General features: G+C 67.7%; 23 protein-coding genes and 5 pseudogenes. 13 read left to right on the top strand and 15 right to left on the bottom strand.

Features of this window, described 5'->3' with window-relative positions; translation table 11 throughout:
- Nucleotides 1-24 precede the first annotated feature (24 nt).
- On the bottom strand, nucleotides 25-1,401 hold the full coding sequence (locus tag ACZ4WQ_RS13105; RefSeq protein WP_398372273.1) for a glycoside hydrolase family 43 protein: 1,377 nt from the start codon (nucleotides 1,399-1,401) through the stop codon (nucleotides 25-27).
- A gap of 111 nt (nucleotides 1,402-1,512) precedes the next feature.
- On the opposite strand from ACZ4WQ_RS13105, the gene ACZ4WQ_RS13100 reads away from it, so the two are divergent.
- On the top strand, nucleotides 1,513-1,767 hold the full coding sequence (locus ACZ4WQ_RS13100; protein ID WP_385339929.1) for an integrase core domain-containing protein: 255 nt from the start codon (nucleotides 1,513-1,515) through the stop codon (nucleotides 1,765-1,767).
- 54 nt (nucleotides 1,768-1,821) lie between these two features.
- Here ACZ4WQ_RS13100 and ACZ4WQ_RS13095 read toward each other — a convergent pair whose 3' ends face one another.
- The 3 genes from ACZ4WQ_RS13095 to ACZ4WQ_RS13085 form a co-directional block, all read right to left on the bottom strand.
- On the bottom strand, nucleotides 1,822-2,751 hold the full coding sequence (locus tag ACZ4WQ_RS13095; RefSeq protein ID WP_398372276.1) for a carbohydrate ABC transporter permease: 930 nt from the start codon (nucleotides 2,749-2,751) through the stop codon (nucleotides 1,822-1,824).
- A 16-nt stretch (nucleotides 2,752-2,767) separates the two neighbouring features.
- Nucleotides 2,768-3,724 (bottom strand): carbohydrate ABC transporter permease, encoded by a 957-nt coding sequence (locus tag ACZ4WQ_RS13090; RefSeq protein WP_238545596.1) that lies wholly within the window; start codon nucleotides 3,722-3,724, stop codon nucleotides 2,768-2,770.
- A gap of 148 nt (nucleotides 3,725-3,872) precedes the next feature.
- A complete protein-coding gene (locus tag ACZ4WQ_RS13085) occupies nucleotides 3,873-5,189 on the bottom strand; it encodes an ABC transporter substrate-binding protein (RefSeq protein WP_398372278.1) in 1,317 nt (438 codons plus the stop codon).
- A gap of 276 nt (nucleotides 5,190-5,465) precedes the next feature.
- On the opposite strand from ACZ4WQ_RS13085, the gene ACZ4WQ_RS13080 reads away from it, so the two are divergent.
- Nucleotides 5,466-6,482 (top strand): LacI family DNA-binding transcriptional regulator, encoded by a 1,017-nt coding sequence (locus ACZ4WQ_RS13080; protein ID WP_358844314.1) that lies wholly within the window; start codon nucleotides 5,466-5,468, stop codon nucleotides 6,480-6,482.
- Nucleotides 6,483-7,240: 758 nt separating this feature from the next.
- Nucleotides 7,241-8,362: an IS630 family transposase gene (locus ACZ4WQ_RS13075; RefSeq protein ID WP_398372281.1), complete on the top strand. Its 1,122-nt coding sequence runs from the start codon at nucleotides 7,241-7,243 to the stop codon at nucleotides 8,360-8,362.
- Between the two features lie 153 nt (nucleotides 8,363-8,515).
- On the opposite strand, the gene ACZ4WQ_RS13070 is transcribed toward ACZ4WQ_RS13075, so the two are convergent.
- Nucleotides 8,516-8,893 carry a nuclear transport factor 2 family protein gene (locus tag ACZ4WQ_RS13070; protein WP_311729201.1) on the bottom strand — a complete coding sequence of 126 codons (378 nt, stop codon included), beginning with the start codon at nucleotides 8,891-8,893 and terminating at the stop codon, nucleotides 8,516-8,518.
- 470 nt (nucleotides 8,894-9,363) lie between these two features.
- On the opposite strand from ACZ4WQ_RS13070, the pseudogene ACZ4WQ_RS13065 reads away from it, so the two are divergent.
- The 3 pseudogenes from ACZ4WQ_RS13065 to ACZ4WQ_RS13055 all read left to right on the top strand — a co-directional run.
- A pseudogene (locus ACZ4WQ_RS13065) lies at nucleotides 9,364-9,767 on the top strand (integrase core domain-containing protein); the annotation flags it as partial.
- 251 nt (nucleotides 9,768-10,018) lie between these two features.
- Nucleotides 10,019-10,137, top strand: a pseudogene (locus ACZ4WQ_RS13060) (transposase); the annotation flags it as partial.
- Nucleotides 10,104-10,397, top strand: a pseudogene (locus ACZ4WQ_RS13055) (transposase); the annotation flags it as partial. The pseudogenes ACZ4WQ_RS13060 and ACZ4WQ_RS13055, both read left to right, overlap by 34 nt.
- Before the next feature lie 117 nt (nucleotides 10,398-10,514).
- On the opposite strand, the pseudogene ACZ4WQ_RS13050 reads toward ACZ4WQ_RS13055, so the two are convergent.
- Nucleotides 10,515-10,637, bottom strand: a pseudogene (locus tag ACZ4WQ_RS13050) (YnfA family protein); the annotation flags it as partial.
- Between the two features lie 25 nt (nucleotides 10,638-10,662).
- The gene (locus tag ACZ4WQ_RS13045) at nucleotides 10,663-12,216 is read right to left on the bottom strand and encodes an alpha/beta hydrolase (protein ID WP_398372283.1); all 1,554 of its coding nucleotides are present in this window, start codon (nucleotides 12,214-12,216) and stop codon (nucleotides 10,663-10,665) included.
- A gap of 880 nt (nucleotides 12,217-13,096) precedes the next feature.
- On the opposite strand from ACZ4WQ_RS13045, the pseudogene ACZ4WQ_RS13040 reads away from it, so the two are divergent.
- The 5 genes and pseudogenes from ACZ4WQ_RS13040 to ACZ4WQ_RS13020 all read left to right on the top strand — a co-directional run.
- A pseudogene (locus tag ACZ4WQ_RS13040) lies at nucleotides 13,097-13,219 on the top strand (IS5/IS1182 family transposase); the annotation flags it as partial.
- 57 nt (nucleotides 13,220-13,276) lie between these two features.
- Nucleotides 13,277-14,794 (top strand): hypothetical protein, encoded by a 1,518-nt coding sequence (locus tag ACZ4WQ_RS13035; RefSeq protein ID WP_398372285.1) that lies wholly within the window; start codon nucleotides 13,277-13,279, stop codon nucleotides 14,792-14,794.
- 106 nt (nucleotides 14,795-14,900) lie between these two features.
- The gene (locus ACZ4WQ_RS13030; protein ID WP_398372287.1) at nucleotides 14,901-15,167 is read left to right on the top strand and encodes a hypothetical protein; all 267 of its coding nucleotides are present in this window, start codon (nucleotides 14,901-14,903) and stop codon (nucleotides 15,165-15,167) included.
- Entirely contained in the window at nucleotides 15,167-15,565 is a 399-nt protein-coding gene (locus ACZ4WQ_RS13025) for a PIN domain-containing protein (RefSeq protein ID WP_361188784.1), read from the top strand. The genes ACZ4WQ_RS13030 and ACZ4WQ_RS13025 overlap by 1 nt, the downstream gene beginning before the upstream one ends.
- 130 nt (nucleotides 15,566-15,695) lie before the next feature.
- Nucleotides 15,696-16,175: an HIT family protein gene (locus ACZ4WQ_RS13020; protein ID WP_398372289.1), complete on the top strand. Its 480-nt coding sequence runs from the start codon at nucleotides 15,696-15,698 to the stop codon at nucleotides 16,173-16,175.
- 648 nt (nucleotides 16,176-16,823) lie between these two features.
- Here the strand turns inward: ACZ4WQ_RS13020 and ACZ4WQ_RS13015 are convergent.
- The 3 genes from ACZ4WQ_RS13015 to ACZ4WQ_RS13005 are packed head-to-tail and all read right to left on the bottom strand — an operon-like array spanning nucleotide 16,824 to nucleotide 20,095.
- Nucleotides 16,824-17,720 carry a carbohydrate ABC transporter permease gene (locus ACZ4WQ_RS13015; RefSeq protein ID WP_311730105.1) on the bottom strand — a complete coding sequence of 299 codons (897 nt, stop codon included), beginning with the start codon at nucleotides 17,718-17,720 and terminating at the stop codon, nucleotides 16,824-16,826.
- A complete protein-coding gene (locus tag ACZ4WQ_RS13010) occupies nucleotides 17,717-18,676 on the bottom strand; it encodes a carbohydrate ABC transporter permease (RefSeq protein ID WP_385339917.1) in 960 nt (319 codons plus the stop codon). Before ACZ4WQ_RS13010 ends, ACZ4WQ_RS13015 begins: the two co-directional genes overlap by 4 nt.
- Before the next feature lie 57 nt (nucleotides 18,677-18,733).
- On the bottom strand, nucleotides 18,734-20,095 hold the full coding sequence (locus tag ACZ4WQ_RS13005; protein WP_398372292.1) for an ABC transporter substrate-binding protein: 1,362 nt from the start codon (nucleotides 20,093-20,095) through the stop codon (nucleotides 18,734-18,736).
- Between the two features lie 166 nt (nucleotides 20,096-20,261).
- Here ACZ4WQ_RS13005 and ACZ4WQ_RS13000 point away from each other — a divergent pair, with 166 nt between their 5' ends.
- Both ACZ4WQ_RS13000 and ACZ4WQ_RS12995 read left to right on the top strand, forming a co-directional pair.
- The gene (locus ACZ4WQ_RS13000) at nucleotides 20,262-21,875 is read left to right on the top strand and encodes a glycoside hydrolase family 43 protein (protein ID WP_398372294.1); all 1,614 of its coding nucleotides are present in this window, start codon (nucleotides 20,262-20,264) and stop codon (nucleotides 21,873-21,875) included.
- 79 nt (nucleotides 21,876-21,954) lie between these two features.
- Nucleotides 21,955-22,785 (top strand): helix-turn-helix domain-containing protein, encoded by an 831-nt coding sequence (locus ACZ4WQ_RS12995; protein ID WP_468022196.1) that lies wholly within the window; start codon nucleotides 21,955-21,957, stop codon nucleotides 22,783-22,785.
- A 95-nt stretch (nucleotides 22,786-22,880) separates the two neighbouring features.
- On the opposite strand, the gene ACZ4WQ_RS12990 is transcribed toward ACZ4WQ_RS12995, so the two are convergent.
- The 5 genes from ACZ4WQ_RS12990 to ACZ4WQ_RS12970 all read right to left on the bottom strand — a co-directional run bounded on the left by ACZ4WQ_RS12990 (nucleotide 22,881) and on the right by ACZ4WQ_RS12970 (nucleotide 26,260).
- Nucleotides 22,881-23,543, bottom strand: a complete 663-nt coding sequence (locus ACZ4WQ_RS12990; RefSeq protein ID WP_398372298.1) for a M15 family metallopeptidase — start codon at nucleotides 23,541-23,543, stop codon at nucleotides 22,881-22,883.
- Between the two features lie 372 nt (nucleotides 23,544-23,915).
- A complete protein-coding gene (locus ACZ4WQ_RS12985) occupies nucleotides 23,916-24,284 on the bottom strand; it encodes a hypothetical protein (protein WP_398372299.1) in 369 nt (122 codons plus the stop codon).
- Nucleotides 24,285-24,595: 311 nt separating this feature from the next.
- Nucleotides 24,596-24,781 carry a hypothetical protein gene (locus ACZ4WQ_RS12980; protein WP_311730111.1) on the bottom strand — a complete coding sequence of 62 codons (186 nt, stop codon included), beginning with the start codon at nucleotides 24,779-24,781 and terminating at the stop codon, nucleotides 24,596-24,598.
- A gap of 129 nt (nucleotides 24,782-24,910) precedes the next feature.
- Nucleotides 24,911-25,228 carry a transposase gene (locus tag ACZ4WQ_RS12975; RefSeq protein WP_468022233.1) on the bottom strand — a complete coding sequence of 106 codons (318 nt, stop codon included), beginning with the start codon at nucleotides 25,226-25,228 and terminating at the stop codon, nucleotides 24,911-24,913.
- Nucleotides 25,229-26,260: a LacI family DNA-binding transcriptional regulator gene (locus ACZ4WQ_RS12970; RefSeq protein ID WP_361188764.1), complete on the bottom strand. Its 1,032-nt coding sequence runs from the start codon at nucleotides 26,258-26,260 to the stop codon at nucleotides 25,229-25,231.
- Nucleotides 26,261-26,661 lie beyond the last annotated feature (401 nt).

The following is a 26,661-nucleotide window of genomic DNA, read 5'->3' as shown; positions in this document are numbered from 1 at the left end:
GAGGGCATCGGCGCAAGCCGAGGATCATGGGGCCGTTGAGAACTGCCACGAGTTCACGTTGAACAGGTAGCCGCTGCCGCCGGCGAACTTGAGGTACAGGTCGCGGGTCCCGGCCGCGCCGTGCACCGGGCAGGAGACGTTCACCCAGGTCTGCCATCCGCCGGTGCCCGGGACGGTGCACGTCCCTACCTGCGGGCCGTCGGCGCCGTCCAGGCGCAGCTCGATCCGACCGCCGGTGGTCTGGGAGGCGACCCTCGCGGTGAAGGAGGCCGCACCAGCACCGAAGGCTGCGCCCTTGACCTTGATCCAGTCCCCGTTCTCGATCCAGCCGACGCTCATGCCGCCCTCGCTGGACGGCTGTGTTTCGATACCGGAGGCCCAGGCGCTGGTTTCGGCTTCCTGCCGCACGTAGGGGTTCAGCGTCCCTACCTGGGGTGCCCCGGCCGAACTCATGGTGATCGTCGGGAACGTGCCGTCGGCGTTGTACGCGAAGCGCTCCACCGCGACCGACCGGGTGAATCCGCCGCCGCCCGGCAGGGCCCCGTTGTGGTAGAAGAAGTAGGAGTTCCCCTTGTAGTCGACGACACCGGCGTGGTTGGTGAAGCTGCCGCCCTCCCGCGGCATGATCGTCCCCCGGTAGGTCCACGGCCCCGTCGGGCCGGGCGCGGTCGAGTAGGCGATGAACTCGGAGCAGCATTCCGCCGCGAACACCATGTAGTAGAGGCCGTTGCGCTTGTAGACCCACGGCCCCTCCTCGTACAGGGTCGAGCGGTCCGGGTTCCCGGTGCGGCTGCCGAACCCTTCGGTGGTGAGGGGGATCTGGGTCGGGCTGCCCGAGTACGACGTCATGTCCTCATTCAGCGTCACGTACCACAGGTTCGGATTGCCCCAGTACAGGTAGGCTTGCCCGTTGTCGTCGATGAAGACGGTGGGGTCGATTTCGCCGTTCTCCACCAGCGGGTGTCCGAGGGCGTCCTGGAAGGGCCCGAGGGGGCTGTCCGCGACCGCCACCCCGATGGCCATGCGTCCGGTGGCCGCGTTCGTGACCGGCACGTACCAGTAGAACTTCCCGTTCCGTTCGGTGACCTGGCCCGCCCACGCGTTCGCGCTCGCCCAGCTGAAGGTCTCCACGCTGAGCGGGGAGCCGTGATCGGTCCAGTTGGCCATGTCCGAGGACGAGAACACCCGCCAGTCCTTCATGGTGAAGTTCGTCGAGCCGTCCTCGTCGTGACCCGTGTAAAGGTAGACGCGTCCGTCGTGGACCAGGGGGGCTGGGTCGGCCGTGTAGATCGTTTGGACGACGGGGTTGTCCGCTCGGGCCGCGGTGGGCGCCAGTACGGCGGTGAGGCAGAGCAGGCTCACGAGCCAGATCAGGCTGCGACGGACCAGGGCGGACGACATTCTCGGCAAGCGCAGGGTCACCCAACTCGCCCGCAATCTGTTCATGGGCATCGAGGACAGAGGCGGATGCTTCCGATTCCTCATCTGTGACCGGGACAGCACTTCATCGCCGTGTTCGACGCCGTCTTCGTCGGCAACGGCACAGCCGTCATCCCGACCCCGCCGCACAGGCCGCGGTCAAACGCGTTCGCCGAACGATGGATACGCACAGCCCGCGTCGGATGCACCGACCGACTCCTCATCACCGGTGAGCGACACCTGCGCACCGTTCTCACCATGTATGCCCAGCACTACAACGTCGGACGAGCTCACCTCGGCCTGAGTCTTCGGGCGCTGAACGATGCTCCCGACGGCATCCCACATTGACACCCTTCAGGAGGAACCCGGGCGGGGGAGGCGCCCGAGGGAGCGGGTGGGGGCTCAGCCCTTGACCGCGCCCTGCATGATGCCGCCGACTATCTGGCGGCCGAAGACGATGAACATAGCCAGCAGCGGCAGGGTGCCGAGCAGCGCGCCGGCCATGATGAGCGACTGGTCGCGCACATAGCCCGCGCTGAGCTGGGTCAGCGCGACCGGGACGGTCGGGTTGCTCATGTCCAGCACGATGAACGGCCAGAAGAAGTCGTTCCAGGCGTGCACAAAGGTGATCATGAACAGGACTGCCATCGGCGGACGGGCGATCGGCAGCACGATGCTCCAGAAGATGCGGAGCGAGTGCGCGCCGTCCACCCGCCCTGCTTCGATGAGTTCGTCCGGTAGCGCCTCGGAGAGGTACTGTCGCATGAAGAACACTCCGACCGCGCTGACCAGCGTCGGAAAGATGACGGCGGGCAGCTGCTGACCCCATCCCAGTTCCGTCATCATCATGAAGAGCGGTACGACACCGAGCTGCGGCGGCACCATCATGGTCCCGATGACCAGCATCAGCGCGATGTTGCGTCCCTTGAAACGCAGTTTGGCGAGGGCGAACCCGGCCAGGGTGGCGAACAGCACGGTGGACAGGGCGATGGCGCTCGCCACGATGAGACTGTTCATCATGGCCTTGCCCAGTGCCGCGTCCTCCCACGCCTTGCCGAGGTTGTCGAAGAGATTCGGCCCGGGCAGGAACGGTGGCGGGGTCTGCGTGACACGGGTGTTGTCGCTCGACGCCGCCACCACCGTGAAATATAGCGGGAGGAGGGAGAACACCGTGGCCAGGCCGAGCAGGACGTAGGCGACCGGACCGGCGTGGTGCTGGCGCCCGGCCCTGGGGCGCAGTGAAGGGCGGAACCGGCGCCTGGACAGCGTTGACGTGTCCCAGGGGGTCCCCGAACGCGCGCCCGCCCGGGGCTGGAGGCTTTCGGTGGTCATGGCTGGCTGCTCCTGGTCAGGACTTGCGGGAGGTGAAGCGCTTGAGGACACGCTGCAGGGCGAAGATGAGGATCAGCAGCAGGAACATCGCCCAGGCGACGGTTGCCGCCCGCCCCATCTGGTAGTTCTTCCAGCCCTCTTCGTACAGCAGCAGGCCGAGCGTCTGATATTGGTTGTCCGCACCGCCGGTGACGCCGTTGGGTCCCTGGCCGAAGATCAGCGGTTCGCCGAACAACTGGGTTGCGCCGATGGTGGACAACACGATGGTGAAGAGGATCGTGGACCGGATGCCGGGGACGGTGACCTTGGTGAACTGCTGCCAGCGTGACGCGCCGTCAATGGCCGCCGCCTCGTACCGGTCCCGCGGAATGGCCTGCATGGCCGCCAGGTAGAGCAGCGCGTTGTAGCCGGTCCAGCGCCAGATAACGATCACGGAGATCGCGCTCTGAGCAGCCCATTTGTTGTTCTCCCAGTCGACGTTGTCGATGCCGACCAGGCTCAGCATCCAGTTGATCAAACCGAAGTCGCGTTCGAACAGCATGGTGAACACCAGGGCAGCAGCACCCACCGAGGTGGCGTACGGTGTCAGGGCGGCGACCCGGAAGAACGTCGAGCCGCGCAGTCTGTAGTTGAGCAGATGGGCCAGACCCAGGGCCATCAACAGCTGGGGGACGGTGGACAGCACACCGATGGTGAAGGTATTGGACAGCGCGTTCCAGAACCGGTCGTCCTGCCAGAGTTCGGTGTAGTTGCCGAAGCCGCGCCACTCCATGAGGTTCATGGAGGCTAGCTCCACGTGGTGCAGGGAGATCCAGAACGTGTACAGCAGCGGGTAGAAGCCGAAGGCCGCGAAGACGATGAAGAACGGAGCGATGAAGGCGTACGGCGCCCCCTTGATGTCCAGGCGGTGCAGGAGGTTGCGCCGGCCCTGCCTGGGGCGGTCTCCGTCACCGCTGACGCCGGGCGCCTTCACGGCGCCGGCCGGGATGTTCTGGGTGCCGTCGGCGTGCGGTACCGAACTGGAAGTGACCACCTTCAGGCCTCCTTTCGAGACATGGGTGAGGGGTCGGTTCCGGCGGCCGCCGCCGTGACGGCCGCCGGAACCCTGGAAGTGCGTACGGTCAGCCGGTGGCCTTCGCGATCCGCTTGTCCGTGGTGGCCCATGCCTTGTCGGGGCTCTGGTTCTGCGACTCGATCAGCGTCAGCCCCTGGGAGAAGATGTCCTTGATCGTGCCGTCCTTCCGGCCCAGCACCTGCTTGTCGGGGATCTCCTGGGCCGCGGTGCCGAAGATCTTGCCGATCGGTGCGCCGCTGAAGTACTCGGACTTCGCCTCCGCCACACCGGGGGACTTCAACGCCCTTTCGGAAGAGGGAAAGTTGCCGAGCTTCTTGAACAGGTACTCCTGCTGCTCCGGCGCGGTGAGCCAGGCCACGAGCTTCTTGGCCTCCTCCTTGACCGGGCTTTTCTCCAGGACGCCGAGGAAGGAGCCGCCCCAGTTGGCGCCCTTGGGCGCCTTCGCGACATCCCACTTGCCCTTGTTCGCGGCTCCGGATTTCTCGCTGATGTGGGCGAGCATCCAAGCGGGGCAGACGGTGGCGGCGAAGGTGCCGTTGGCCAGCCCGGGATCCCAACCGGGCTGGAACTGCCGGAGCTTCGCCGTCAGCCCCGAGGTGGCGGCCTCCGAGGCCGTGGCCCAGGCCTCCTTGACCACAGGGTTGTCCTGATAGATCAGGTCGCCCTTCTCGTTGTAGTACTGCTTCGAGGCGCCGTAGACCATCGCGTTGAACAGCCCGCTGGCGCTGTCGATGTAGGCGACCTTGTCGTCCTTGGAGCTGGACTTGAATTCCTTGCCCACGTCGACGAACTTGGACCAGTCGCCTTCCCAGAGCCTGCCCACCTCCTCGCGGTCGGTGGGCAGGCCCGCCTGCTTGAAGAGATCCTTGCGATAGCAGACGGCCATCGGTCCGATATCCGTGCCGAGACCGATGACCTTGCCCTTGGAGGTGGTGACCTGGTTGAGCTTCCACGGCAGGAAGTGATCCGTGCCCGGCACGTCCGACAAGTCGACGAACTTGTCCGCCTGGGTGTCGACGAGTTCCTTGGCCCGGCCGATCTCTATGCCCTGGATGTCCTTGAGCCCGCTGCCCGCCGCGAGGTGTGTCTGCAGGGCGGTGTAGTACGTCTGCTCATCGCCGGCCACCTCGGCCTTGATGGTGACGTTGGGGTTTTCCTTCATGTACCGATCGAGGAGATCGGTCTCCTTGAAGCCCATGACCCCGAACAGGCCCATGGTGATGGTGACCTTGCCGTCCTTGGACCGTCCGCCTCCCGTTCCCGAGTCACTGCCTCCACCGCAGCCGGCGACCAGCCCGAGAGCGAGCGCGGCCGAGACGGCAGCCGCACTTCTTGTACGTAAGAGCTTGTAGGGCCCACCCATTTCTTCCTCCTGACAACGGCACCGGCGCACCGGAGTACCAACCACTGGGACGGCTCATGGCTACATCCGCAAGTGGGAACGCTCCCATTCGTGGTGGGTACGTTCCCAGTAAGTCCAGGGAAGACTGGCGGCGGGAAGACGGCTGTGTCAAGAACTTGAATCCAAGTTTGTTGCCGCCAGATGTCGTGCCTTCACTTTCCGGCCGGTGGCCGGTGAAACGCTCTGGCACAATGCGCTGGTGAGCGCCAGGGGAGCAGCGCGCAGGAGGAGGGAATCATGGGCGCCAGCCAGCGACCGACCATCAAGACCGTGGCCGCACGGGCCGGGGTCGGACGCACCACGGTCTCTCGGGTGATCAATGGATCACCGCTGGTCAGCGACAGGGCCCGAGCAGCGGTGGAAGCCGCGATCGCCGAACTCAACTATGTGCCGAACTCCGTGGCGCGCGGCCTGGTCACCAGCAGGACCAACACCATCGCACTGGTCATCCCTGAAGTGGAGAGCAGGCTGGACTCGGAGCCCTACTTCTCCGCCGTGATCCGTGGCGTGAGCACCGGTCTTGTTGACACCAAGACGCAGCTGCAGCTCGTCCTTGTGCGTGACAAGGGTGAACTCGACCAGCTCACCGAGTCGGTCGCCGAGCGACGGGTCGACGGCGTACTCCTCGTCTCCGTGCACAGGGACGATCCGATCCCCGGGCTGCTGGAGGAATTCGGCCTTCCCACGGTGCTGGCCGGGCGGCGGTCTCCCTCCGAGCCGCTGAGTCATGTTCGTTCGGACAATCTGGGCGGCGCCGAGGAGGCCGTGCGTCATCTGCTGGGACGCGGCCGGAGAAAGGTCGCGACGATCACCGGGCCGTTGGACATGGAAGTCGGCCGCAGCAGGCTCCAGGGCTGGCGGAACGCCCTGCGGGAGGCCTGCCGGGAACCCGAGGAGGTGCTTGTGGCCCGGGCGGATTTCACCGAGAAGAGCGGGCAGCGGGCCATGCGCGAGCTGCTGCGACGCGTTCCCGACCTCGACGCCGTGTTGGTCGCCTCCGACGTCATGGCCGCAGGCGCCCTGGTCGAACTGCGCGCGCAGGGGCGGCGGGTCCCGGAGGATGTGGCCGTGGTCGGCTTCGACGACTCGATCATTGCCCGTCACACCACCCCGTCCTTGACGAGCGTGCGCCAGCCCGTCGAGGAGATCGGCAGTACGATCGCCCGGATCCTGATCCAGGAGATCTCCGACCCCAAGACGCCCCGCCGACACGTGGTCCTGCCCACCACGCTGGTCGTCCGCGACTCCTCCTGATCCGACCGAGAGGGTCGCCTGGCGGTTTTCTCCCGCTCCTGTGCCGTTGAGGCCCGGATCGTGGCCGTTTCCTGTTGTGCAGGCAACCGGAAGCAGTCTTCGCTGTCGAGGCGGCATCGGTCAGCTATAAGACGCCGAGTGATGGAGCCCATCGGCCAACGCTCCGCGCAGTCCCTGTCAAGGTTCACCAAGATCCAGGCTCGGAGCCGCACTCGGATCTGCGGATGTGTGCGGGGGACGCGACCCAGCGAGGACCTGCGTCGGATGCGTTCGTGGGAGCACCGGGTTGACACTTGACAACTGCCGGCTACGGCTTCGTAAGGAGCTTGACAGCGCGCCAGATCTGCAGGGGTAACAAGATGGGCTATAAGAGACCTACCGCGCCGTACCGAGTCCCTGCGCGCCGGGTGCGCCCCGCGTCAAGGCGGGGCAAAGCCCCTTGTCGTCCGCCGGCAGATGGGGCACTCCCAGAGCGTGAGCGCCGTATCCGGCTCTGTGGCGCCGTAGCGAGACAGTTCGCAGAGGCCCTGCGGTAAGAAAAAGTGTGCCAAGCGGGTGGGAAAGTGGCGGCGGTGGTGCATGGGCCAGGTGTGGTGATCGAGGCCGGGGCGTGCGTCACGGGGCATGGTGTCGCCGAAGCGGACGACGTGTCGGTGTCGATGCCTGGGTGGCTAGTGCTGTGACCGCATAGGTTCGCCGGGTTGGTCGTCGTGGCGGTTGGATGTGCGGTGACGTCTGATCCGACCGCTGGAGGCGCGGTGGCCGAGCCCGTCCGTGTGCGCAGACTGACCGACCAGGAGGGGCAGCGGCTGCAGCAGATCGTGCGCCGGGGCAGCACCAACTCGGTGCGCTATCGGCGCGCGATGATGCTGCTGGCCTCGGCCGGCGGGAATCGGGTGCCGGTGATCGCCCAGCTGGTGGCGGCCGACGAGGACACCGTGCGCGATGTGATCCACCGGTTCAACGAGATCGGCCTGGCCTGCCTGGACCCTCGGTGGGCGGGAGGCCGTCCCCGCCTGCTCAGCGATGACGACGAGGACTTCGTCGTCCAGACGGCCACCACCCGCCCCACCAAGCTCGGCCAGCCTTTCACTCGCTGGTTGCTACGCAAACTCGTCGCCTACCTGCGCACAGTCCACGGCCGAGTGATCCGTATCGGCCGCGAGGCGTTACGCGGCCTGCTCGCTCGCCGTGGAGTCACCTTCCGGCGCACCAAGACCTGGAAGGAATCCACCGACCCCGACCGCGAGGCGAAGCTGGACCGGATCGAGCACGTCCTGGACCGTTTCCCCGACCGGGTCTTTGCGTTCGACGAGTTCGGCCCACTCGGGATCCGGCCCACCGCAGGCTCGGGCTGGGCCGAACGGAAACACTCCGACCGGGTGCCGGCCACCTACCACCGCACCCATGGAGTCCGGTACTTCCACGGCTGCTACTCGGTCGGCGACGACATGTTGTGGGGCGTCAACCGCCGCAAGAAAGGTACCGCGAACACGCTGGCCACGCTCAAGTCGATCCGCGCCGCCCGGCCCGACGGCGCCCCCATCTACGTGATCCTGGACAACCTGTCCGCCCACAAAGGCACCGACATCCGCCGCTGGTCTACAAAGCACAAGGCCGAGCTGTGCTTCACCCCGACCTACGCCTCTTGGGCCAACCCCATCGAGGCCCACTTCGGACCGCTGAGGCAGTTCACCATCGCCAACTCCAACCACCTCAACCACACCGTGCAGACACGAGCCCTGCACGCCTATCTACGCTGGCGCAACGCCAACGCCCGCCACCGCGACGTCCTGGCCGCCGAACGCAAGGAACGCGCCCGCATCCGAAGCGAGAAGAGCATCCGTTGGGGCGGACGCCCCCTCAACACCGCAGCCTGACCAACCGCGAACTTACACAGCCACAGCGCATCATCGGTCCGCTCGTGGCCAAGCGCGGACGACCGAAGCGTTGTGAAGATGATCTCGGCTGGGCAGACCCGGAGCCCCGAACGGGGCCGGTTCAGGAGAAGGACGGCGCCAGAGGAGAATGACTCAGGAGGCGGCCGGCTCGATCTCCCCCGCGAAGACGATGACCTGGTCGATGAGGCTCCGCCGCAGATGGACGACGTCCGTTCCCGCCAGGCGGGGGCCTCCATCCGGCGTCGTGAAGACCCACTGGTACCGGGCCCACTCGTTCGGCATGTCCACCGCCGAACAGCGCACCATCGTGCCGGTCCCCGCGGGGTGGCGCCGGATGTCCAGCACGAACCGCTCGACCGCCTCGATCCCCTCACTGCGGCCCAACGGTCCCCAGAAGACCACGTCCGAGGTTAGGGCCTGGGAGAGCAGCGCAGTCACATAGCTGTCGTCCGAGGCGTTGAACGCGGAGATGAACGTGTCGATCGCGGACCGCGCGGTCTCTTCCTGCATGCACCAGTAATACCACTCGCCTCGCGGACCGCGCTCGTCCCGTGAGCCGTCTCCCGACCACGGTGAACCATCCCGGTCGCAGCACTAGCTGACTGGCGTTACCCAAGCCGAAGTTGAGTTGGGCATTGGGTTTATGGAGGCGTTGTGGATGACGCTCCAACCGGCCGAGTCGAGTCGAGTCGAGTCGAGTCGAAGCAGCGGTCATCTGGTATCACTGATACCGCAGGTATCATGAGTGAGTCCAAAGAGCCCAAAGCCATGAGCCTGCGCTTCCCTGACCCGCGGCAGCGTGCGGCGATCGCCGCCGCGGCCAAGAATGCCGGGGTCAGCTCGGCCAGCAGGAACGTACCGACGCAGATCGCGACGACGGCCTCGCCCGCGGCGGCGTGGGAGCGGATCGCCGCGATCTCGGGGGCCAGCGACGCCAGTTTCATGTCCACGTCAAGGCCGGGCGCGAGTTCGAAGCCGGGGACCTCGAGGACGCAGCCAGCAAGGCAAAGTTGCTCATCCGCGACCGCGACTCGAAGTTCACAACCGCCTTCGACGTCCTCACGGCCGATGCCGGTCCCAAGGCCGTCACCACCGGCATTCGGATACCCCGGATGAACTCGGTCATGGAGCGCTGGATACAGACCTGCCGCACGTGAACTCCTGGACCGGACCCTGATCTGGAACCAGAGCCACCTCCTCCACGCCCTGCGCGAGTATGAATCCTTCTACAACGAGCACCGCCCGCACAGGGCCCTGGAACAAGCCGCTCCATGCCGCCCACTACCCACACCCATCACCCAACAGGCTCAACTCGCCCACCTGAATATCGACCGAAGAGACCGACTCGGCGGGGTCCCTCCACGCATACCAGCATGCGGCCTGAGCTGCGTGGATGATGTATTGGCACCCGCAATCTCGGAGTTGTTGAAGCAACGAGGTACGCAGGAGGCCCTGTTGTCGCAGTTGTACGTTCTCGAGCCGTCCGAGTCCAACGCGTACACTTCGTCGTGTGACTGTCTCGCGCACAGGTTCGGTAACGCGGCGGATCAGCCCGACCGGGCGCCGGTGTGCGACACGGATCTGACGGATGAGCAGTGGGCCCAACTCAGGCCGCTGCTGCCGGTGCCGGCGTGGATGGAGGGCCGGGCCGGGCGTCCTAAGGGCTACTGCCACCGCCAGATGCTCGACGCTGTCTTCTACGTCCTGGAATCGGGATCAAGTGGCGGGCGATGCCGGTGGACTTTCCCGCCTGGGACCGGGTCTACGCCTTCTTCCGCCGCTGGCGCCGGACCGGGCTGATCGCCGAACTCCACGACCGGCTGCGCGGGAAGGTCCGCGAACAGGCGGGCGTGAAGCGGAGCCGAGTGCGGCGGTCATCGACTCGCAGTCGGTCAGGGCCGATGCGGTGGTCGGGGCCGGCAGCCGGGGCTACGACGGCGGAAAGAAGATCAACGGCGGGCGTCGGCACCTGATCTGCGACACGACCGGCCTGCTGCTGATGATCAACGTGACCGCGGGCGACGTCACCGACCGCCAGGCAGCCACCGACATGCTGCCCGCCCTGCACAGGCGCTTCCCTGCTGGTAAGTCCGGCTATCAGAACCTGCGGAATGACCTGCGGTTGAGGTCGTCAGGTACCACGCGGGGCGTACATGATCACGGTCATTCCCGTGAGGCAGACGAGGGCTCCGATGACGTCGAAGCGATCGGGGCGGTATCCGTCGGCGATCAGGCCCCAGGCGATCGACCCGGCACCCACCCGAAGGCGGTCTCGGACCTCAGGACATGCTGCCCCGGCACACCGTCCCCGGGGCCGGGGTGCGGCCCGTGCGGAGGTATTGGTCGACCGTCTCCGTGACGCAGCGGTTCTGCGGGTATGTGCCGTGGCCCTCCTCCTCGGCCGTCAGGAGCACGCCGACACCGTCGCCCAGGGCGCGGGCCATGTGGCGGGCGCCGGGGTATGGGGTAGTCGGGTCGCCGGTGCCGCCGACCACTAGGACGGGGGCCGCGCCGTCGGCGTTCACCTGGGGCGTGGCGCGCTCGCCGTCGAACGGCCAGTCGTAACAGAGGTAGACGCCGGTGGCCCAGGCCGCGCCGAAGACGGGTGAGGCGGCTTTGATGCGGGCCTTGTCCCTGTCGAGGCGTTCGAAGCCGGGGCGCAGGCTGGAGTCCGCGCAGGTGATCGCGGTCTGGGCGGCGCGGCTGCTGTCGCGCGGGATCGCCGCGCGGTCGGCGGAGCCGATGCCGTCCGCGCCCTTGCTCAGCGGACGGCCGTCGTTGTGGTCGATCAGCGCGGTGAGGGCCTTGGCAAGCGGCGACCAGCCGTCTGTGCCGAGGTCGAGATGGTCGCTGACGGCGTACGCGAGGTCGTCGGCGTCGAGGTTCCTTCCGCCGCCGGCCGGGGCGGGCTTCTTCTCCAGGCGGTCGGCCAGGCGCGCCATGCGTCGCGCGGCCTCCTCAGGCCTGTCGCCGGTCGGGCAGCGGGGGATACGGGCCGCGCAGTGCACAGCGAACCGGTCGAACGCCGCCTGGACCGCCTTGACCTGCGACACCTGCTCCTCGTCGAGGTCCTCGGTCGGATCGACGGACGCTTCGAGGACGAGCCGTCCGACGTGCGACGGGTACAGGTGGGCGTAGACCGCGCCGAGCGCCGTTCCGTACGAGACGCCGAAGTAGTGCAGCCGCTCGTCGCCGAGGAGGTAGCGCATCAGGTCGAGGTCGCGCGCGGTGTGCGAGGTGCCGATGTACGGGAGGAGCGCCCCGGAGTGTTCGGCGCAGGCGTCGGCCCCGTCGTAGCCGGTGTCGTCCGCGGTCTTCCCGCAGCGCACGGGGATGGTCGCGCCAACGCCGCGCGGGTCGAAGGAGACCAGGTCGTAGCGGTCGAGGAGCGGCTTGTACTGGTTGAGGAGTTCGGGCAGTCCGCTCACGCCGGACACGCCGGGGCCGCCGAAGTTGAGGACGAGCGAGCCGATGCGCCGGGCGTTCGGGCCGGTGGCCTTGCGGCGGATCAGGGCGACGTCGATCGTCCTGCCGTCTGGTTTCCGGTAGTCGAGGGGGGCCTTCATGGCGGCGCAGTCGTAGCCCGTGCGCGCGGTGGGCGGCGAGGTGCAGCGGGACCAGTGGAGGTGCTGGCCGGTGGTGAGCGCGGTGGGCAGACCGGCGGGCGGATTGTTCGCGGTGAACTCCGTACGCGGCTCCGCACTCCGGCCGGGAGCGTCGTGCTGGAACCAGGCGCCGACGGCCCCGATCGCGGCGAGGACGACCCCGGCGATGATGCGCGCACCGACCGAGAGGCCCGGTCTGCGGCTTCGTATCGGATGTGCGTCACTCATCGAAATCCCCGCGCTCCCGCCCCTGGACGCCCACCCCGTGCCCGCATGCCCGTACCCGTGATCGTCCGATCGTCGAATGAGTGCAGGGTACATGCCGCCTCCGACAGCACGGCTCGCGAGAGTACGCGGAAATTTAGACCGTTCCGTGCTCACACGACTCCTCCTGCGGTCCGGCCCGGCGTGTGCTGGACGCCGGGCTGCTGGGTGTGCGGCGGCGAGGCCGTCACCGGGGCGGACTTGTGGCCGGGGGCCGCGGGCGACGGCGCGCTCCCGCATGCCGTCCTGGAGCCTGGCGGCCAGCAGGGCGGCTGCTTCGAAGGTCCGGCGGGACTGCTCCACCGTGTCGACGTCGACGCCGGACTCCTGCTCCAGAAGGCGGCCGGCCCTCCGGCCGGTGTGGAATGGCCGCGAGTGCGACCTCGATGCGGCAGGCACGGCGACGGCGTACGGCCGGGAGCCCAGGCGCTCCGCATGTCGCGCTGCGTTGACCCGGGCGGCCAGGGCGCCGGCAGCGAGGCGGACCGGCTCGTACGGGGGCGCGGACCGCTTACCGCTTACCGGGCAGCGGGCGCAGCCACGGCCTGGTCCTCGGTGTCGCGCGGGTCCAGGGCGACGCGTGAACGCGCCGCGCATCACGTACACCACGGCGACAGTGTCCACGGCCGCCAGGACGACGCTGACCACCGGCCGCACCCGGGCCCATACCACCGCAGCCGCCTGAAGGGTGTCATTACTGCCGTACGGCGGCTGACCTGGGGCTTTGCGATGGCCCGAATATGGGCATGATCGCTGATTGTGGGTCCGCGACTGCTCTACCTGATCTTCTGCCGACTGCTGGGCTGCCTCCTCGAAGTTTCAGCTCAGCAGCGCAGGAGCCCTGTTGGTTTCCTATCCTGCCGCACTCGACCTCCCACACGCCCTGGTCGAGTGGGTCACGATGCTCCAGTTGACGGGTTTCGCCAGACAGCACGCTCAGCACGTGACCTTGCGCCCCGCCCAGCAACTCGTGGGCATCACATAACCCTGAACGCGTCATTCACGCTCCAGGCAGGATGTCTCCGTGCATCACATCCTGTGCGGGCTCGCCGCCAACCCTGCCTTGTCGTCCGAGCTGGTCGACCGGCTGATATCCATCGCGGACGACGACATCGCCGCGGGCCTCTCCTGTCGCGCGGACCTCAGCCGTGCACAGGCGGTCGCGCTGGCCGAGCGCGTCGACGAGAGCGCGGTGCAGCTCGCGTACGAGGGTCGGCTGACCGCCGCCGACATCGATCCCGCTGCCTGGCCGGATGCCGCCCTCGCCCTGCTCGACCAGGGTGTCGGCCGCCCGGAGTGGGCGCGTCTCCTTGTGGCGGATCCGGTCCGTGAGCGTCGGGAGAAGCTGGCAGCCTGCCGCGGACTCCCGTCCGACGTGGTGGACACGCTCGCGGCGGACCCGGACGTACGTGTCGTCGCCGAGCTTGCGTTGTGGACCACCCCGGACGTGGCCGCGAGGCTCGCGGCCCATCCGCACGCCGAGGTCCGCCGTGCGGTGGCGAGCAACGAGGCGACACCCCCGGCCGCACTGGCAGCGTTGGTGACCGGGGAGGGGCTGCCTGCGGCGCGACGCTGTCTGGTCTGTGACCGCGAGGAGACCCCCTTCGTTCACGATCGGCAGTGTCCACGGCCCGACTGCGACCTGCTGCCGGGCGCCTCCTGCGACGGCTCCCACCAGTCCACCGTCCACGTTATGCGGGAGGCTGCGCTCCGTAATCCCGCCACCCCCGTCGAAGCCGTCGTCGGCTTCGTGGACCATCCGTCGATGCAGTTGCGCTGGGCGCTCGCCGCCCGTCAGGACCTGCCCCAGCAGGCCTGCGCACGGCTCGCTTCGGACCCCACTCCCGGCACCCGCGCCGACCTTGCCGAAAATCCTGCGATCGACGATGCCCTGATCCGTGCGCTGGCTGGCGACCGTGACCCCGACGTGCGCCGCAGGCTCGCACACCATCCCCGCGTACCGCTCGACGTGCTCGCCCACCTGGCCCGGACTACCAAGATCGGTGCCACCCTTCTGCCCCGTATTGCCGCCTCTTCTCCCACCGAGGTCGAAGAGCTGGCCACGTCGCCAGACCCGGCCACCCGAACGCTCGTGGCCCAACGACGCGATTTGCCGCCCGAGATACGCGACCGGCTGGCCGACGACCCCGACGCGAAGGTGGTCAAGGCCCTCGCTCCGCACCCGGGCCTCACCGAAGCGCAGTTGCGCACCATGGTCGACCGACACGGTGTCCGTGTCCTGGCCAAGGTGGCGGCCAACCCAGACGCGCCCCCGGCCCTGCTGGAGGACCTGCTCCGGCACGAACCAGCGGTGCAGAAGGTGTTCCGTGAAGTTGCCCGACATCGCGGGGCGACGGCCTCGGCGCTGGTCGCTTGCCTGGCGGACAAGCGGGCGAGACCCGCAGCCGCCGGCCACCCAGCACTTCCGCCACCGGTCATCGCAGAGCTGCTCGCCGACACGGACTGGCAGGTAGTGGAAGCAGCAGCAGCCAACCCGTCCCTGCCGCTCGCCGTGATATCGGATCTGGTTGGCCGGCAGTGAGCGCACCCCCCGCCAAGTCGACAGCTCACTCGCCAAGTGAAGCGCTCAGTCACACTGCGCCGCCAGAATCCGCGCGCCAGTCCTCTACCCGCAGTAGAGTCGAGGTATGGCAGACGAAACGAGTATCAAGGTGAGTGCGGCTACCCGCGACCGGCTGGCTGCGCTGGCGGGCGAGCAGGGCACCACGATCCGGCAGCTCGTCGAGGAGCTCGCCGAAGGCCGGCCGACCCGGGCCGAGTACGCCGAGCGCGCCGAGCAGGCCCGCGCCGAGCTTGCCTCCGTCCTGGGCGTTGTGCCCAGCGAGCAGGCTGAGGCGAAGGCCCGCGGTCTCCTGGAGCGCCTTGGTGGCCGCCAGGGCTCGGCGGTCGCGTAGTGGGGCCGATTTCGGTCGTCCTGGACCACACGACCGCCGCCGCCCTCCATGATCCCAAGGACCCGCACAACGAGGCCGTCGCCGCGTTCTACGTCCGGGCCTCCGGCGGGCTGGGCACCCTGTACGCCCCCGCGCTCTCCCTCACCGCCGGCGACGCCGAGCAACCCGGGCTCCTCGCCTACATCAACGGACTGCGGTTCATCACGATCGAGCCCTTCGACACGCAGGCCGCGCTCATCGCCAGCGAGCTGCTGTACGCCGGGCACTCCTGGGCGGCCGTCCACGCCATCCACGCCGCTCGCCCCTCCGCCGACTTTCCTGCTGGGCGCTTCCTGCTCACCCTGACGCCCGAGGTGTACGAAGGGACCGGTGTCCAGGCCGTCCATCCCGACCAGTAGGCCGATTGGTGATGGCGATTCCTGAAAACGGCCGGGGTCACTCCTCGCCTCACTTGGTTGGTCCTTGATGTGTGTGGGGAAGCTGGGGAGCGAGGAGCGCGGCTTGATCACCTGTGGGTAGGTTCTGGCCATGACTGGTGACTGGCGGATGGACCGGAGCGGGGCTGCTCTGCGCGGGGAGAACCCAACCGTGCTGCGGCGGCTTGAGTCGGGATTCGCGGTGATCGGGGACGTTCAGTTCTTGTCGGGCTACTCGGTCCTCCTCGTGGACGAATCCGGTGTTCAACGGCTGTCTGACCTGCCGAAGGCCAAGCGGCTGGCGTTTCTGTCTGATATGGACCAGCTCGGGGAAGCGGTTGAGCGGGCCTGTCGGCGGCTGGATCCCGATTTTCGCCGGGTCAACCTGGAGATCCTCGGCAACACGGACCCGTTCTTGCATGCCCACGTCTGGCCGCGGTTCGAGTGGGAGCCGGCCGAGCTGGTGGGCAAGCCTGTGTGGCTGTATCCGCATGAGCGGTGGAGTGATGAGCGGTTCAGGCTCGGTCCGCAGCATGACGTGCTTCGGGATGCGATCAGCAGCGAATTGGACCGGTTGCGTTCGACGGTCTGACGGTGTGGGTCCGCCGACCGCCAGGTCGGCGGGATCATTGGCAGGGGTGGCGGCTGGGCACCGCACTCCAAGGCGCTCGTCGGCTACCTTGAAGTCGTCGACCAGTGGGAGGACAACGCCCTGCTCGGCGTGCTGTAGGTCACGCTGTCCAGATAGCACTCGCGGCGCGTCTGACGTCGATGAAGGCGTTCCGCCGACCTTGCGCTTGCCGAAAATATCATCCGCCCTGGTGGGATGCGGTGCGCACGGTGTACCGGAGGTCGACCGGCGAAGTCGCCTGAAGGGGCGCCCTCGCGAGGCCGGCGCTTACCGCGGCAAGATGATCGACCGTGTTGCTGCGACTGGCCTGCTTGGGCGTGGCGAATGCGTTTGCCATGCTGCGCCTGCTATCGATGGGCGATCGGGACAAGACTGTCGAGATACTCGCCTTGCGGCACCAGATCATGGTGCTGGAGCGCCAACTCGGCAAGGAATCGGCTGCGGTTCACCCCGAGCTCCTCGCCCTCGGCTATCCGCCCTTCGTCCTTGAGGGCACCCCGGCCCACCGGCTGGTCGCCTACTGTGCCGAACCCGCGACTCCCGAGCACGACGCCGCGGCCCTGCTGGACCTGCTCACCCAGGAGCCCTCCCGGCGCGGCGTGGACCGGGTCACCCCTTCAGACCTCCGGCCAGGAGATCCGCTCGCCAGAAGCGCTGCAAGCTCAGGACCAGGGCGATCAGTGGAAGGACCGAGACGGCCGAGCCCATGATGACCAGGGGGTAGAGGTCGGTGTCTCCTGCTCCCTTGGAAAGAAACGTGTACAGGCCCAGCGTAATGGGGTATTTGTCCTGGTCGGAGAGCATGACGAACGGCAGCAGGAAGTTGTTCCAGATGCCGACGAACTGCAGCAGGAACACCGTCACGAGACCGTGGGTCATCATGGGCAGGGCGATGGAGGCAAAGGCCCGCACCTCGCCGGCCCCGTCCAGACGAGCGGCTTCCAAGGTGCTGTCCGGTACCGCGGAGGCGGCGTAGACCCGGCACAGGAAGATGCCGAACGGGTTGATGATGACGGGCAGCAGCACGGACCAGTACGTTCCGGCGAGTCCGAGGCGCGCCATGAGCAGGTACTGCGGGATGGCGAGCACGATGCCGGGGACGAGCACGCCGGCGAGGATGGCGGAGAAGAGGATTTCCCGGCCGCGGAAGCGGAATTTCGCCAGGGCATATCCGGCCATGGCGGAGACCAGGGTGGATGCCAGCGCGCCAACGCCCGCGTACAAGAGGGAGTTGCTCGCCCACTGCCAGAACTGTCCCCCGGCGTAGGTGCTCAGGTTGCTGAGGTTCCGGAGCAGTCCCGTACCGGGCGCGAAGGAAAAGCTGGTGAACAGTTCGCGGGGGCTCTTGGAGGCGGCGATGACGACCCACACGACGGGGGTGAGGCAGTACAGCGCGCCGAGGAGGAGGGCGATCGTCGGCAGCCAGGGCCGTCTGACCGGGGGGTTGCGCCGGGGCAGCGGGCGGGTGGCCGGGCGAAGGGCGCGTTCCCGGGCGGGCGCGCTCATGCGTTGTCTCCGAAGGTGCGGCGCTGGAGAACACGCAGCAGGAGCAGCGAGAGGGCGAGGATGCCCAAGGCCAGTACGGCGGAGGCGGCGGCCGCACCACCGAGATTGTCGTTCATGAAGGCCTCTTGGTAGATCTTCATCAGAGGTACCCAGGTGAAGGAGATGGTCGTGGTGAGCGGCCGTAGCGTGGCCGGTTCGCTGTACAACTGCAAGGTTCCGATGACGGAGAACAGGCCGGTCAGCACGAGGGCGGGCGCGACCAGGGGGACCTTGATGCGGAGAGCGATCTGCAGTTCGCTCGCGCCGTCGATGCGGGCCGCCTCGTAGACCGAGGGCGGGATGGACCGCAGCGCGGTGTAGATGATCACCATGTTGAAGCCGACGCCGGACCACAGCGCGATGTTGGCGAGGGAGAAGTACAGCGTCGGATAGCCGAAGAAATCCAGTGGGCCCGCGTGGAGTTTGTCGGCGAGGTAGTTCACCGGGCTGGTGCTGGGCAGATACAGGAAGCCCCACAGGAGGCTGGCGATGACGCCGGGCACGGCGTAGGGCAGGAAGATGGCGGTTCGGGCGAAGCCACGGGCACGGATGCGGGGAGTGTCCAGGAGCAGCGCAAACAGCAGCGCCAGACCGAGAACACTGGGGACGGCGATGACGCCGTACAGGAGGGTCCGGCCGAGCCCGGCGAGGAATTCGTGATCGGTGAAAACAGCCTGGTAGTTGTCGAGCCCGACGAAGGTCTCGACCCGTCGGCCGAACGCACCGCCGCCTTGGATCCGGAACCCGCGGAAGCTGAGGTAGAGCGAGTACCCGATCGGGATGATCAAGAACATGACGAAGAGGAGGAGGGCCGGGGCGGCGAACAGCCACGGCGTGGCCTGGGTCCGGATTCGCCTGCGGCGGCTCGGCGGTGGGGCGGTGGCGGGCCGCGGGGGTGAGGCGGCGGTGCGTGGCATAGTGGGTCCTGGTGTTCTCGGAAGGCCGCGTAATGGAAGCGTCCGGCCCGGGCCGCGTTACTGAGTGACGGTGTAGCCCGATTTCTTCAGGTCGTTGACGACCGTTTTCTGGGTCGCTCGGTACACCTCGCGGAACGAGGTCTTGTTGAGCGCGGCTTTGTTCAGCGCATCAGTGAACGCGCTCTGGGCGACGTTGACGTTGGGGCCCCAGACGACCCGGATGGTGGTGTTCTTGATGACCCGCTCGGCGACCTTGTAGAAGTCCTTCTGCTGCGGCATGAGCTTGGGCGGCTCATGGGTGAGGGTCGCGGCACGGCCGGCGTTGCCGCTGGGGTAGATGTCGAGGCCGAGCAGCAGTTTGGAGCCCTCGTCGGAGGCGCCCAGCCAGGCCGCGAAGGCCGCCGCCTCCTTGGCGTGCTTGGACTTCGCCGGCACCAGGTAGGTGGAGCCGCCCTGGAAGGGCACGGCAGCGTCCCCGGCCTTCCACTGCGGCAGCGGCGCCGAAGCCCACTTGCCCGCCGTGTCCGGGGCGACGGAGTAGAGGACACTGGGAGCCCAGGAGCCGGCGGCCCAGCTGAGGATCTTCCCGTCGTTGACCTGTGCGTTCCACTCCGGTGTCAGGAGCGGCTCGACCTTGACCAGGCCCCGGTCGACCAGGTCCTGCCAGAAGTCGGCCGTCTTCAGCGACGCCTCACTGTCGATGCCAACGGTCCACCTCTTGCCGTCGTTGCTCCACCATTGGGCGCCGGCCTGGGCGGCGTGAGCTGCGAAGAACTCGAACTGGGTGGCGGAGAAGCTGGCGATGTAGGCGTCCGGGTCCTTCTTGTGGATCTGTTTGGCCGCGCTGGCGTACTCGGCCCAGGTGGTGGGGACCTTGACGCCGTACTTGGCGAAGAGGTCCTTGCGGTAGGTGAACATCATGGGCCCGATGTCCTGCGGAACGCCGTAGATCTGGTTGTTGAGGGTCGTCACGTCCCAGATGTTCGGATCTATCTTGTTCTTGACGCTCGCAACGTCCTTGGTGATGTCCTTCACCGCCCCGGCCACCACCAGGGACGGCAGCGCCCGGTACTCGAGTTGCACCACGTCGGGGGTGTCGTCGGCGCGATCGGCGGCGAGCAGCTTGGAGGCGGTCTCCGCGGTGCCCCCGACCTCCGACAACTTGATCGTGACGTTGGGGTGCTCCTGGTGGTACTTGTCCACGATGGCCTTGGCCGCCGGGTCCCCGCCCTTGACGCTATAGGTCCAGAACTGAAGCGTGACCGGCCCGCCGTCGGAGGCTGAGTCGTCGCTGGAGGAACAGCCGGTCAGCGAGGTGGCCGCGAGAACGCCTGCCAGTGTGGCGGTGGCCAGGCTCGCGGGGACTGGACGCCGCCACGGGCGGCCTGACCGGCTGGAGGGCAGCGGTGATGCGGTCATTTCACGTCTCCTTCGACGTGTGGTGCGTTCCGGCGTCTGCCGGTGTTCTTTGTCGGGATCTTGATGTTAACGTGAACAAGTTGTCAAGGCCTCTGCCGTGACGAATGCCGCTACGGCCCCACACCTGCCTCGGGCTCCCGCCCCACACCTGCCTGGAGTGCGCCCCATGCTGACCTTCGCCAACCCCGTTCTTGCCGGCAATCATCCGGACCCGTCGATCTGCCGGGTCGGAGAGGACTTCTACCTGGTCACTTCATCGTTCGCGTACTATCCCGGGATCCCGGTCTTCCACAGCCGCGACCTGGTTCGCTGGAGGCCACTGGGGCACGTGGTGCATCGGTCTGCCCAGGTGTCACTGACTGGGCTGGACGTCTCGGACGGCATCTGGGCCCCCACCATCCGTTATCACGAGGGCACCTTCTACGTGGTCTCCACCGTGGCGAAACACCGCCGGGGCAGCGTCACGTTCCTCTCCACCGCCTCCGACCCCGCCGGCCCCTGGTCGGACCCGATCGTGCTGGAGGCGGAGGGCATCGACCCCTCACTGTTTTTCGACGACGACGGTCGCTGCTGGTTCACCGCCTGCCGCGACGCCGTCCAGCCGGACGCGGGTGGCCCCGGTGAGCTGTGGATGCGCGAACTCGACCTCGAAACGCTGGCCTTGACCGGCCCGACCCACGTCCTGTGGCACGGCGCGATGCGCGGCGCCTGGGTCGAAGCGCCACATCTGTACAAGCGCGAGGGTGTGTACTACCTGGTCGCCGCGGAGGGAGGCACCGAAAGACATCACGCCGTGACCGCGGCCCGTTCCGACGCCGTGACCGGCCCCTATTCCACGGACCCCAGGAGCCCATTGCTCACCCACCGCCACCGCGGGGCGGCGGAACCGATACACAACGTCGGCCACGTCGACCTCGTCGACACACCTGCCGGAGAAACCTGGGCCGTGGCCCTGGGGGTGCAGTCGATCGGCGGCACGCACACCCTTGGCCGCGAGGTGTTCCTCGTCCCGGTCGAATGGACTCCGAGAGGTCCCGTCTTCGCACCGGACACCGGACGGGTGAGGCTGGCGGAACGGCTGCCTGCGGGAACCACGGCGACGGCCACGGGCCCACACCAGGACAGCCGAGTGCGGGACAACTTCAACGGCACCGCACTCGGCCTGGAATGGAACAGCCTCCGCGGACCGGTCGACGACCTCATTTCACCCCGCCCTGGGGGCGGCCTGACCATCCGCCTGTCCCCCGAGCCCCTCACATCCACGGGTACCCCCGCCTTCATCGCACGCCGCCAGCAGCATCTGCGCGTACGCGTCAGCACCCGCATCCGCTTCACCGCCGACACACCGGCCCAGGAAGCAGGGCTGACGGTCTTCCAGAACCACAACCACCACGCCACCCTGGCTCTCACCGTCGACGCCACCGGCACCCCTCATGTCGTACTCACCACTCGCGAGGCAGGCGCTGAGACCCGCCTCGCGGCGGTCGCCATGACGGACAGCGAGGTCATCCTCGCGGTCGACAGCGACGAGTCGGGTTACACATTCCACGCCAAAGACAGCACGTGGACCACGCTGGGCAGCATCGACCGGCCCTTCTTCAGCACGGAACGAGCCGGCGGGTTCGTCGGCGTCTACATCGGCCTGTACGGCACCGGCCACGCCGAAGCCGGCGAGGGGGAGGCGCACATACACTGGTTCGACTACGAGCCCGCTCCGGCCTCCCCGGACAGGGCCGGGAGCGACGGCACGGGCGGGCAGCTACAGCTGACCACCCGCTAGTGCTGTGACCGCAAACGATCACCGTGGTGCTCGGGCCGGTTGGATGTGACGACACGTCCGATCGGCACGGGGAGGCGGGATGGCGCAACCGGTCATGGTCCGCAGGTTGACCGGGGCGGAGGGGCAGAAGCTGCAGCGGATCGTGCGGAGGGGCAGCACCAGCACGGTGAGGTTCCGCCGGGCGACGATGCTGCTGGCCTCGGCGGGCGGGAACAGCGTCCCGGTGATCGCCCGGCTCGTCCAGGCGGCCGAGGACACCGTCCGTGACGTGATCCACAAATTCAACGAGGTCGGACTGGCCTGCTTGGACCCTCGGTGGGCGGGAGGCCGCCCCCGCCTGCTCACGGATGACGACGAGGACTTCGTCATCCAGACGGCCACCACCCGCCCCCACCAAGCTCGGCAAGCCCTTCACCCGCTGGTCGATCCGCAAGCTCGCCGACCATCTGCGGCGCAACATCGCCCGTCCGATACGGATCGGGCGCGAGGCCCTGCGCTGCCTGCTCGTGCGCCGCGGCATCACCTTCCAGCGCACCAAGACGTGGAAGGAGTCCAACGACCCGGACTTCGACGCCAAGCTGGACCGGATCGAGCATGCGCTGAACGAGCGCCCGGACCGGACTTTCGCCTTCGACGAGTTCGGGCCCCTGGGCATCCGCCCGACCGCCGGGTCCTGCTGGGCCGAGCAGGGCCGTCCCAACCGGCTGCCGGCGACCAAGCTGTGCTTCACGCCGACGAATGCCTCCTGGGCCAACCCGATCGAGGCGCATTTCGGGCCGCTGCGCCAGTTCACCCTCGCCAACTCGAACCATCCCAACCACACTGTTCAGACGAGGGCGTTGCACCGCTACCTTCGCTGGCGCAACGCCAACGCCCGACATCCCGACGTCCCGACCGCCCAGCGGCGTGAACGCGCCCGCATCCGCAGGGAGAAGGGCATCCGCTGGGGACGCCCCGCTACCAGCCGGCGACGTCTGATCGGTCACTCCGGCAAGGCCGGGCAGGTCAGCTCCGTGGCGTGAGTTCCCTCGGACCGTAGAGGGCCGTTGTCTCTCCGGTGGTCAGAGCCCAGTAGCGGTCGCCAAAGGACCAGTGCCACCATTCCGTGGGGTAGTTCACCAGGCCCGCAGCAGTGAGCACGGCACCCAGCACCTTCCGGTTGGCGCGGGCTTCCTCGCTGATGTTGAGGGCGTGGGTGTAGCAAGCGCCCGCGCTTTCCTCCGGATCCGCATTCATTCGCGTGCCCAGGTCCAGCTCGCGCCCGGCGGTGTCGGCCAGGGTGAGGTCGACGGCCGCGCCAGCACTGTGCGGGGCAATATCGGGCGGGGACACATATCGGCTCGCCGCCGCGTGGATCTGCTCGGCAGGCCATCCCGGGTGGTCGGCGCGCAGTTGGCTGGCATACTCCTCGAAGTACTCCCGCTGCAGTGAGGGCGGCCGGTACCCCTCGACGAAAAGCAACCGCATGCCCTGCGGAAGCATCGCCTGAGCCTTGAGCAGCCGCTCCAGCATGCCTTCCCGCAGGTACGCGAAGGCATCCGCTGGATCTTGCTTGCGTACATCGACCAGCAACGAGCCGCCACGGCGGACGTCCACGAGGCGTTCACCGCATTCCGCAACGGGTATGGCGGCGACTTTCGGGTCAGCCATCAAGACGATCTCATTCATGACGCGATCATCCCGCACGGCTCACCCCTGCGAACCTCCCGGTCAGAGCACTAGACGCAATACCAGGACTCTGTTGGTGATCTTCTGGGGTCATGCGGTGGCCGTACACAGGGCGTGGAAGCGTGTTGACCGGGCGGCGGGTGGTCGTGGGCTCGGCTACCCAGTCGGCGATGCGGGTGAGGTTGCAAGCCAGCGCGGTCAGGACGTGCTGTACGTGCGTTCTGGCGAGACCGCGGTAGCGGGATCTGGCGCATCCCGCAGGTGCGGATATTCTGGGAAATGGCGGCCTCGATCCCAGACCGGATCGCACAGCACCGCTGCCATGCCTCGGTCTGCTGTTCCACCCGGTTGCGGGTCTGGATTTCGTGGAGTTCACGTGTAGGCAGGAGCGCGAGAGCGCGGGGGACGGGTGGCGGAGGTGGTGCACTGGGGACGGTCGGAGCAGGCCAGGCATGTGGCCTTGTCGAAACGGACCTGGATGTAGTCATGGCCGTTGATGCGCAGTGGCCCCCAGTTCCGGCTGACCTGCCCGCGAGCGCAGGTGACCTGCTCGTTGTCCCAGTCCACGGCGAAGGCGGACTTGTCGAAGCCGCCACCGCTTTTGGCCTGGCGGCTGTGGTCGGGCACCACCGGGCCCAGCAGGGTGATGCCGTGGACCCGGCGGGCACGTTCGATCCGGGCCGGGGCGATGTAAGTGGCATCGACGGCATGTTCGGACGGGGCCAGGCCCTGCGTCGGCAAGATCGTCGTGGATCTGCTCTGTGAGTTCGCCGTCCTGGACCGGGGCGATCGTGGTGGCCACGTGGATGACCACCTCGGGCCGGTCGGTGTCGCAGGTTTCGGTCAGGTGGACCCGGTAGCCGCTCCAGGCGGTGTCCCGCTGACGCAGTAGTGGGCATCGGTGTCGTACGGGGAGTCGAACCGCAGGCGAGCAGGGGGCAGCGCTGACCGTCACGCCAGCGCAACCGCCCTCGGGCGTCCCAGTGGTAGTGATGAACCCACACCCGACGCAGGATCTCCACCTGCGGTAACACTCGCAGCCGGGTGGAGCATCAGGTGCCCACGCGGCGGTCAGGATCTTCTGGCCGTCCCGGCCGAAGGTCTCTGCCATCGCGGCGACCTTCGGCCCTCCCGCCGAGGACCTTGCCGATATCCACCTTGCGTCCGTAGCGCTTGCCCCACTCCGGCTCGATCAACGGCAGCAGCCAGTCCCCGTCGACCCCGGCCAGCTCCTCCAACGGGCCCGCAGTATCTCCCCGGCCAGTTCCAGTCGGCTCAGCGTGCGGACCGCCGCAAGCACATGGGTGGCATCGGTACGCTGCCGGCCCCGGATTTCAGCAGCCCGGCCTCCACCAGCCGCTTCAGCATCACCTGCAGCAGCCGGTCAGCGGCATCCCCTTCCGCCGGCCGGCCCGGAACTCGCTGAGCACTGAGTAGTCGAATCCCGGATCCTCCAGCTCCAGCCCCAGCGCGTACGTGAAGTCGATCCTTGTGCGCACGGCGTCCGCACGGTCCGACAGGTTCTCCGCGAACTGCAGCACCGACACCAGGGCCAACTGCCGCGGCGAGAACCCCGGACGGCCATCGCAGGGATACAGGTCCGCGAACTCCCCGTCCGCGAACAGCACATCCAACCGGTCCCGCACCAGCATCGCCGGCGTCCCCTTCGGACACGCCGCCGGTATTCAGGACGCGGAACCGGCGCGCGGAGCAGCGGTGCTGTGCCGCACGACGAGCTCCGGCGCGATCTTCTCGCGCGCTGCCTGCTCCCCGCGCAGCATCCGCATCAGCAGCTCGATGGCGTTTCTGCCGAGGCGGACGAAATCCTGTCGAACCGTGGTTAGGGCAGGCACCAGGAATCCGGCGCCCTTCATATCGTCGAACCCGACAAGTGACACGTCGTGCGGCACCTTCACGCCCCGTTCCGTGAACGCTGCCAGCACTCCCATGGCCATCTGGTCGTTCCCCGCGAAGACCGCGGTCGGCAGACCGGCGTCGTCCGTGCAGAGTTGGTGGCCGAGGCGAAACCCGCTCTCCGCGCTGAAGTCCCCTTCCAGCAGGGTTCCCTCCCCTCCCGCGGCAGCGAGTTCGGCCTGCCAGCCTTCGACGCGCGCCCGCGCGTCGAAGGTGCGCAGGGAACCGGTCAGATGGGCTATGCGCCGGTGCCCGAGGTCGAGAAGGTGCCGAACCGCCAGACGTGCGCCGAGCCCCTGATCGATCTCCACGAAGCTCAGATCGGGGTTGGGCACGCTTCCGGACATCACCACCGCCACAGGCACCCCAAAAACGAGGTCGGCCAGCGCTTCCACCGCGACGGGGCGGTCGGCGACGACCGCGATCGCCTCCACCGACTGATCGGTGAGCCGCTGCAGTGTCTCCACCAGGTCACCGGTGGTGCTCTCGCCCTGCCAGCTCGCCAGGCTGACCCAGTAACCGGCCTGTCTGGCAGCCGTCTCCACTCCCAGAAGTACGCGGGGCAGTTCAAACAGCTCCGACCCGACGATCACCACACCTATCGTCGACGAACGGCGGCTCTTGAGGGCCCTGGCCACGCTGTTACGGCGATAGCCCAGCTTCCGGATCGCGGCCTCGACTCGGGTACGGGTCTCCGGTCGCACCGACGGATGACCGTTGACGACACGGGAGACGGTGATGTGCGAGACGCCGGCCTCCCGCGCCACGTCCATCATTCCCGGCGGCCGGTTCATGTCACTCATTTCCCTGCTCTCGACCCCAGCACACAGCCTTACGCCACCACCGATACTGTCACAGGCTTGGCCTGTGCAGCCGAGCCACCGGCTGCGTCGTGCGGGGCGCATGCCCGCACGGCGCCGACCGAAGGCCCTCACGAAGTGATCACGAGCGCTCCGAGACCGTCACGGGGTCGCCCTGCCCGTCAGCGGGGGCGGCGGTCAGGGTCCAGGTGTTGGCGCCATCGGGGACGGTGGGGTGGCCCTCGGTGGTGGTGCGGTCTCAGGGACCTCGACGGTGCTCCCTGAAGGGTGTCTTTATTGCCGTATGGTCGTTGACCTGGGGCTTTGTGATCGTCCACGTGTGGGCATGATCACTGATTGTGGGTCTGCGACTGCTCTATTTGATCTTCTGCCGGCTACTGGGC

The sequence above is a fragment of the Streptomyces sp. NPDC028305 genome, assembly GCF_055569495.1.
This window is presented reverse-complemented; position numbering and strand designations above follow the sequence as displayed.

Bases quoted from the DNA above. Each gene is read 5' to 3' on its own strand.
- ACZ4WQ_RS13020 (WP_398372289.1), top strand. From the start codon at position 15,696: ATGACTGGTGACTGGCGGATGGACCGGAGCGGGGCTGCTCTGCGCGGG.
- ACZ4WQ_RS12995 (WP_468022196.1), top strand. From the start codon at position 21,955: ATGGCGCAACCGGTCATGGTCCGCAGGTTGACCGGGGCGGAGGGGCAG.
- ACZ4WQ_RS13080 (WP_358844314.1), top strand. From the start codon at position 5,466: ATGGGCGCCAGCCAGCGACCGACCATCAAGACCGTGGCCGCACGGGCC.
- ACZ4WQ_RS13085 (WP_398372278.1), bottom strand. From the start codon at position 5,189: ATGGGTGGGCCCTACAAGCTCTTACGTACAAGAAGTGCGGCTGCCGTC.
- ACZ4WQ_RS12990 (WP_398372298.1), bottom strand. From the start codon at position 23,543: ATGAATGAGATCGTCTTGATGGCTGACCCGAAAGTCGCCGCCATACCC.
- ACZ4WQ_RS13015 (WP_311730105.1), bottom strand. From the start codon at position 17,720: ATGAGCGCGCCCGCCCGGGAACGCGCCCTTCGCCCGGCCACCCGCCCG.
- ACZ4WQ_RS13000 (WP_398372294.1), top strand. From the start codon at position 20,262: ATGCTGACCTTCGCCAACCCCGTTCTTGCCGGCAATCATCCGGACCCG.
- ACZ4WQ_RS12970 (WP_361188764.1), bottom strand. From the start codon at position 26,260: ATGAGTGACATGAACCGGCCGCCGGGAATGATGGACGTGGCGCGGGAG.
- ACZ4WQ_RS13030 (WP_398372287.1), top strand. From the start codon at position 14,901: ATGGCAGACGAAACGAGTATCAAGGTGAGTGCGGCTACCCGCGACCGG.
- ACZ4WQ_RS13070 (WP_311729201.1), bottom strand. From the start codon at position 8,893: ATGCAGGAAGAGACCGCGCGGTCCGCGATCGACACGTTCATCTCCGCG.
- ACZ4WQ_RS13105 (WP_398372273.1), bottom strand. From the start codon at position 1,401: ATGTCGTCCGCCCTGGTCCGTCGCAGCCTGATCTGGCTCGTGAGCCTG.
- ACZ4WQ_RS13010 (WP_385339917.1), bottom strand. From the start codon at position 18,676: ATGCCACGCACCGCCGCCTCACCCCCGCGGCCCGCCACCGCCCCACCG.
- ACZ4WQ_RS13095 (WP_398372276.1), bottom strand. From the start codon at position 2,751: ATGACCACCGAAAGCCTCCAGCCCCGGGCGGGCGCGCGTTCGGGGACC.
- ACZ4WQ_RS13045 (WP_398372283.1), bottom strand. From the start codon at position 12,216: ATGAGTGACGCACATCCGATACGAAGCCGCAGACCGGGCCTCTCGGTC.
- ACZ4WQ_RS13005 (WP_398372292.1), bottom strand. From the start codon at position 20,095: ATGACCGCATCACCGCTGCCCTCCAGCCGGTCAGGCCGCCCGTGGCGG.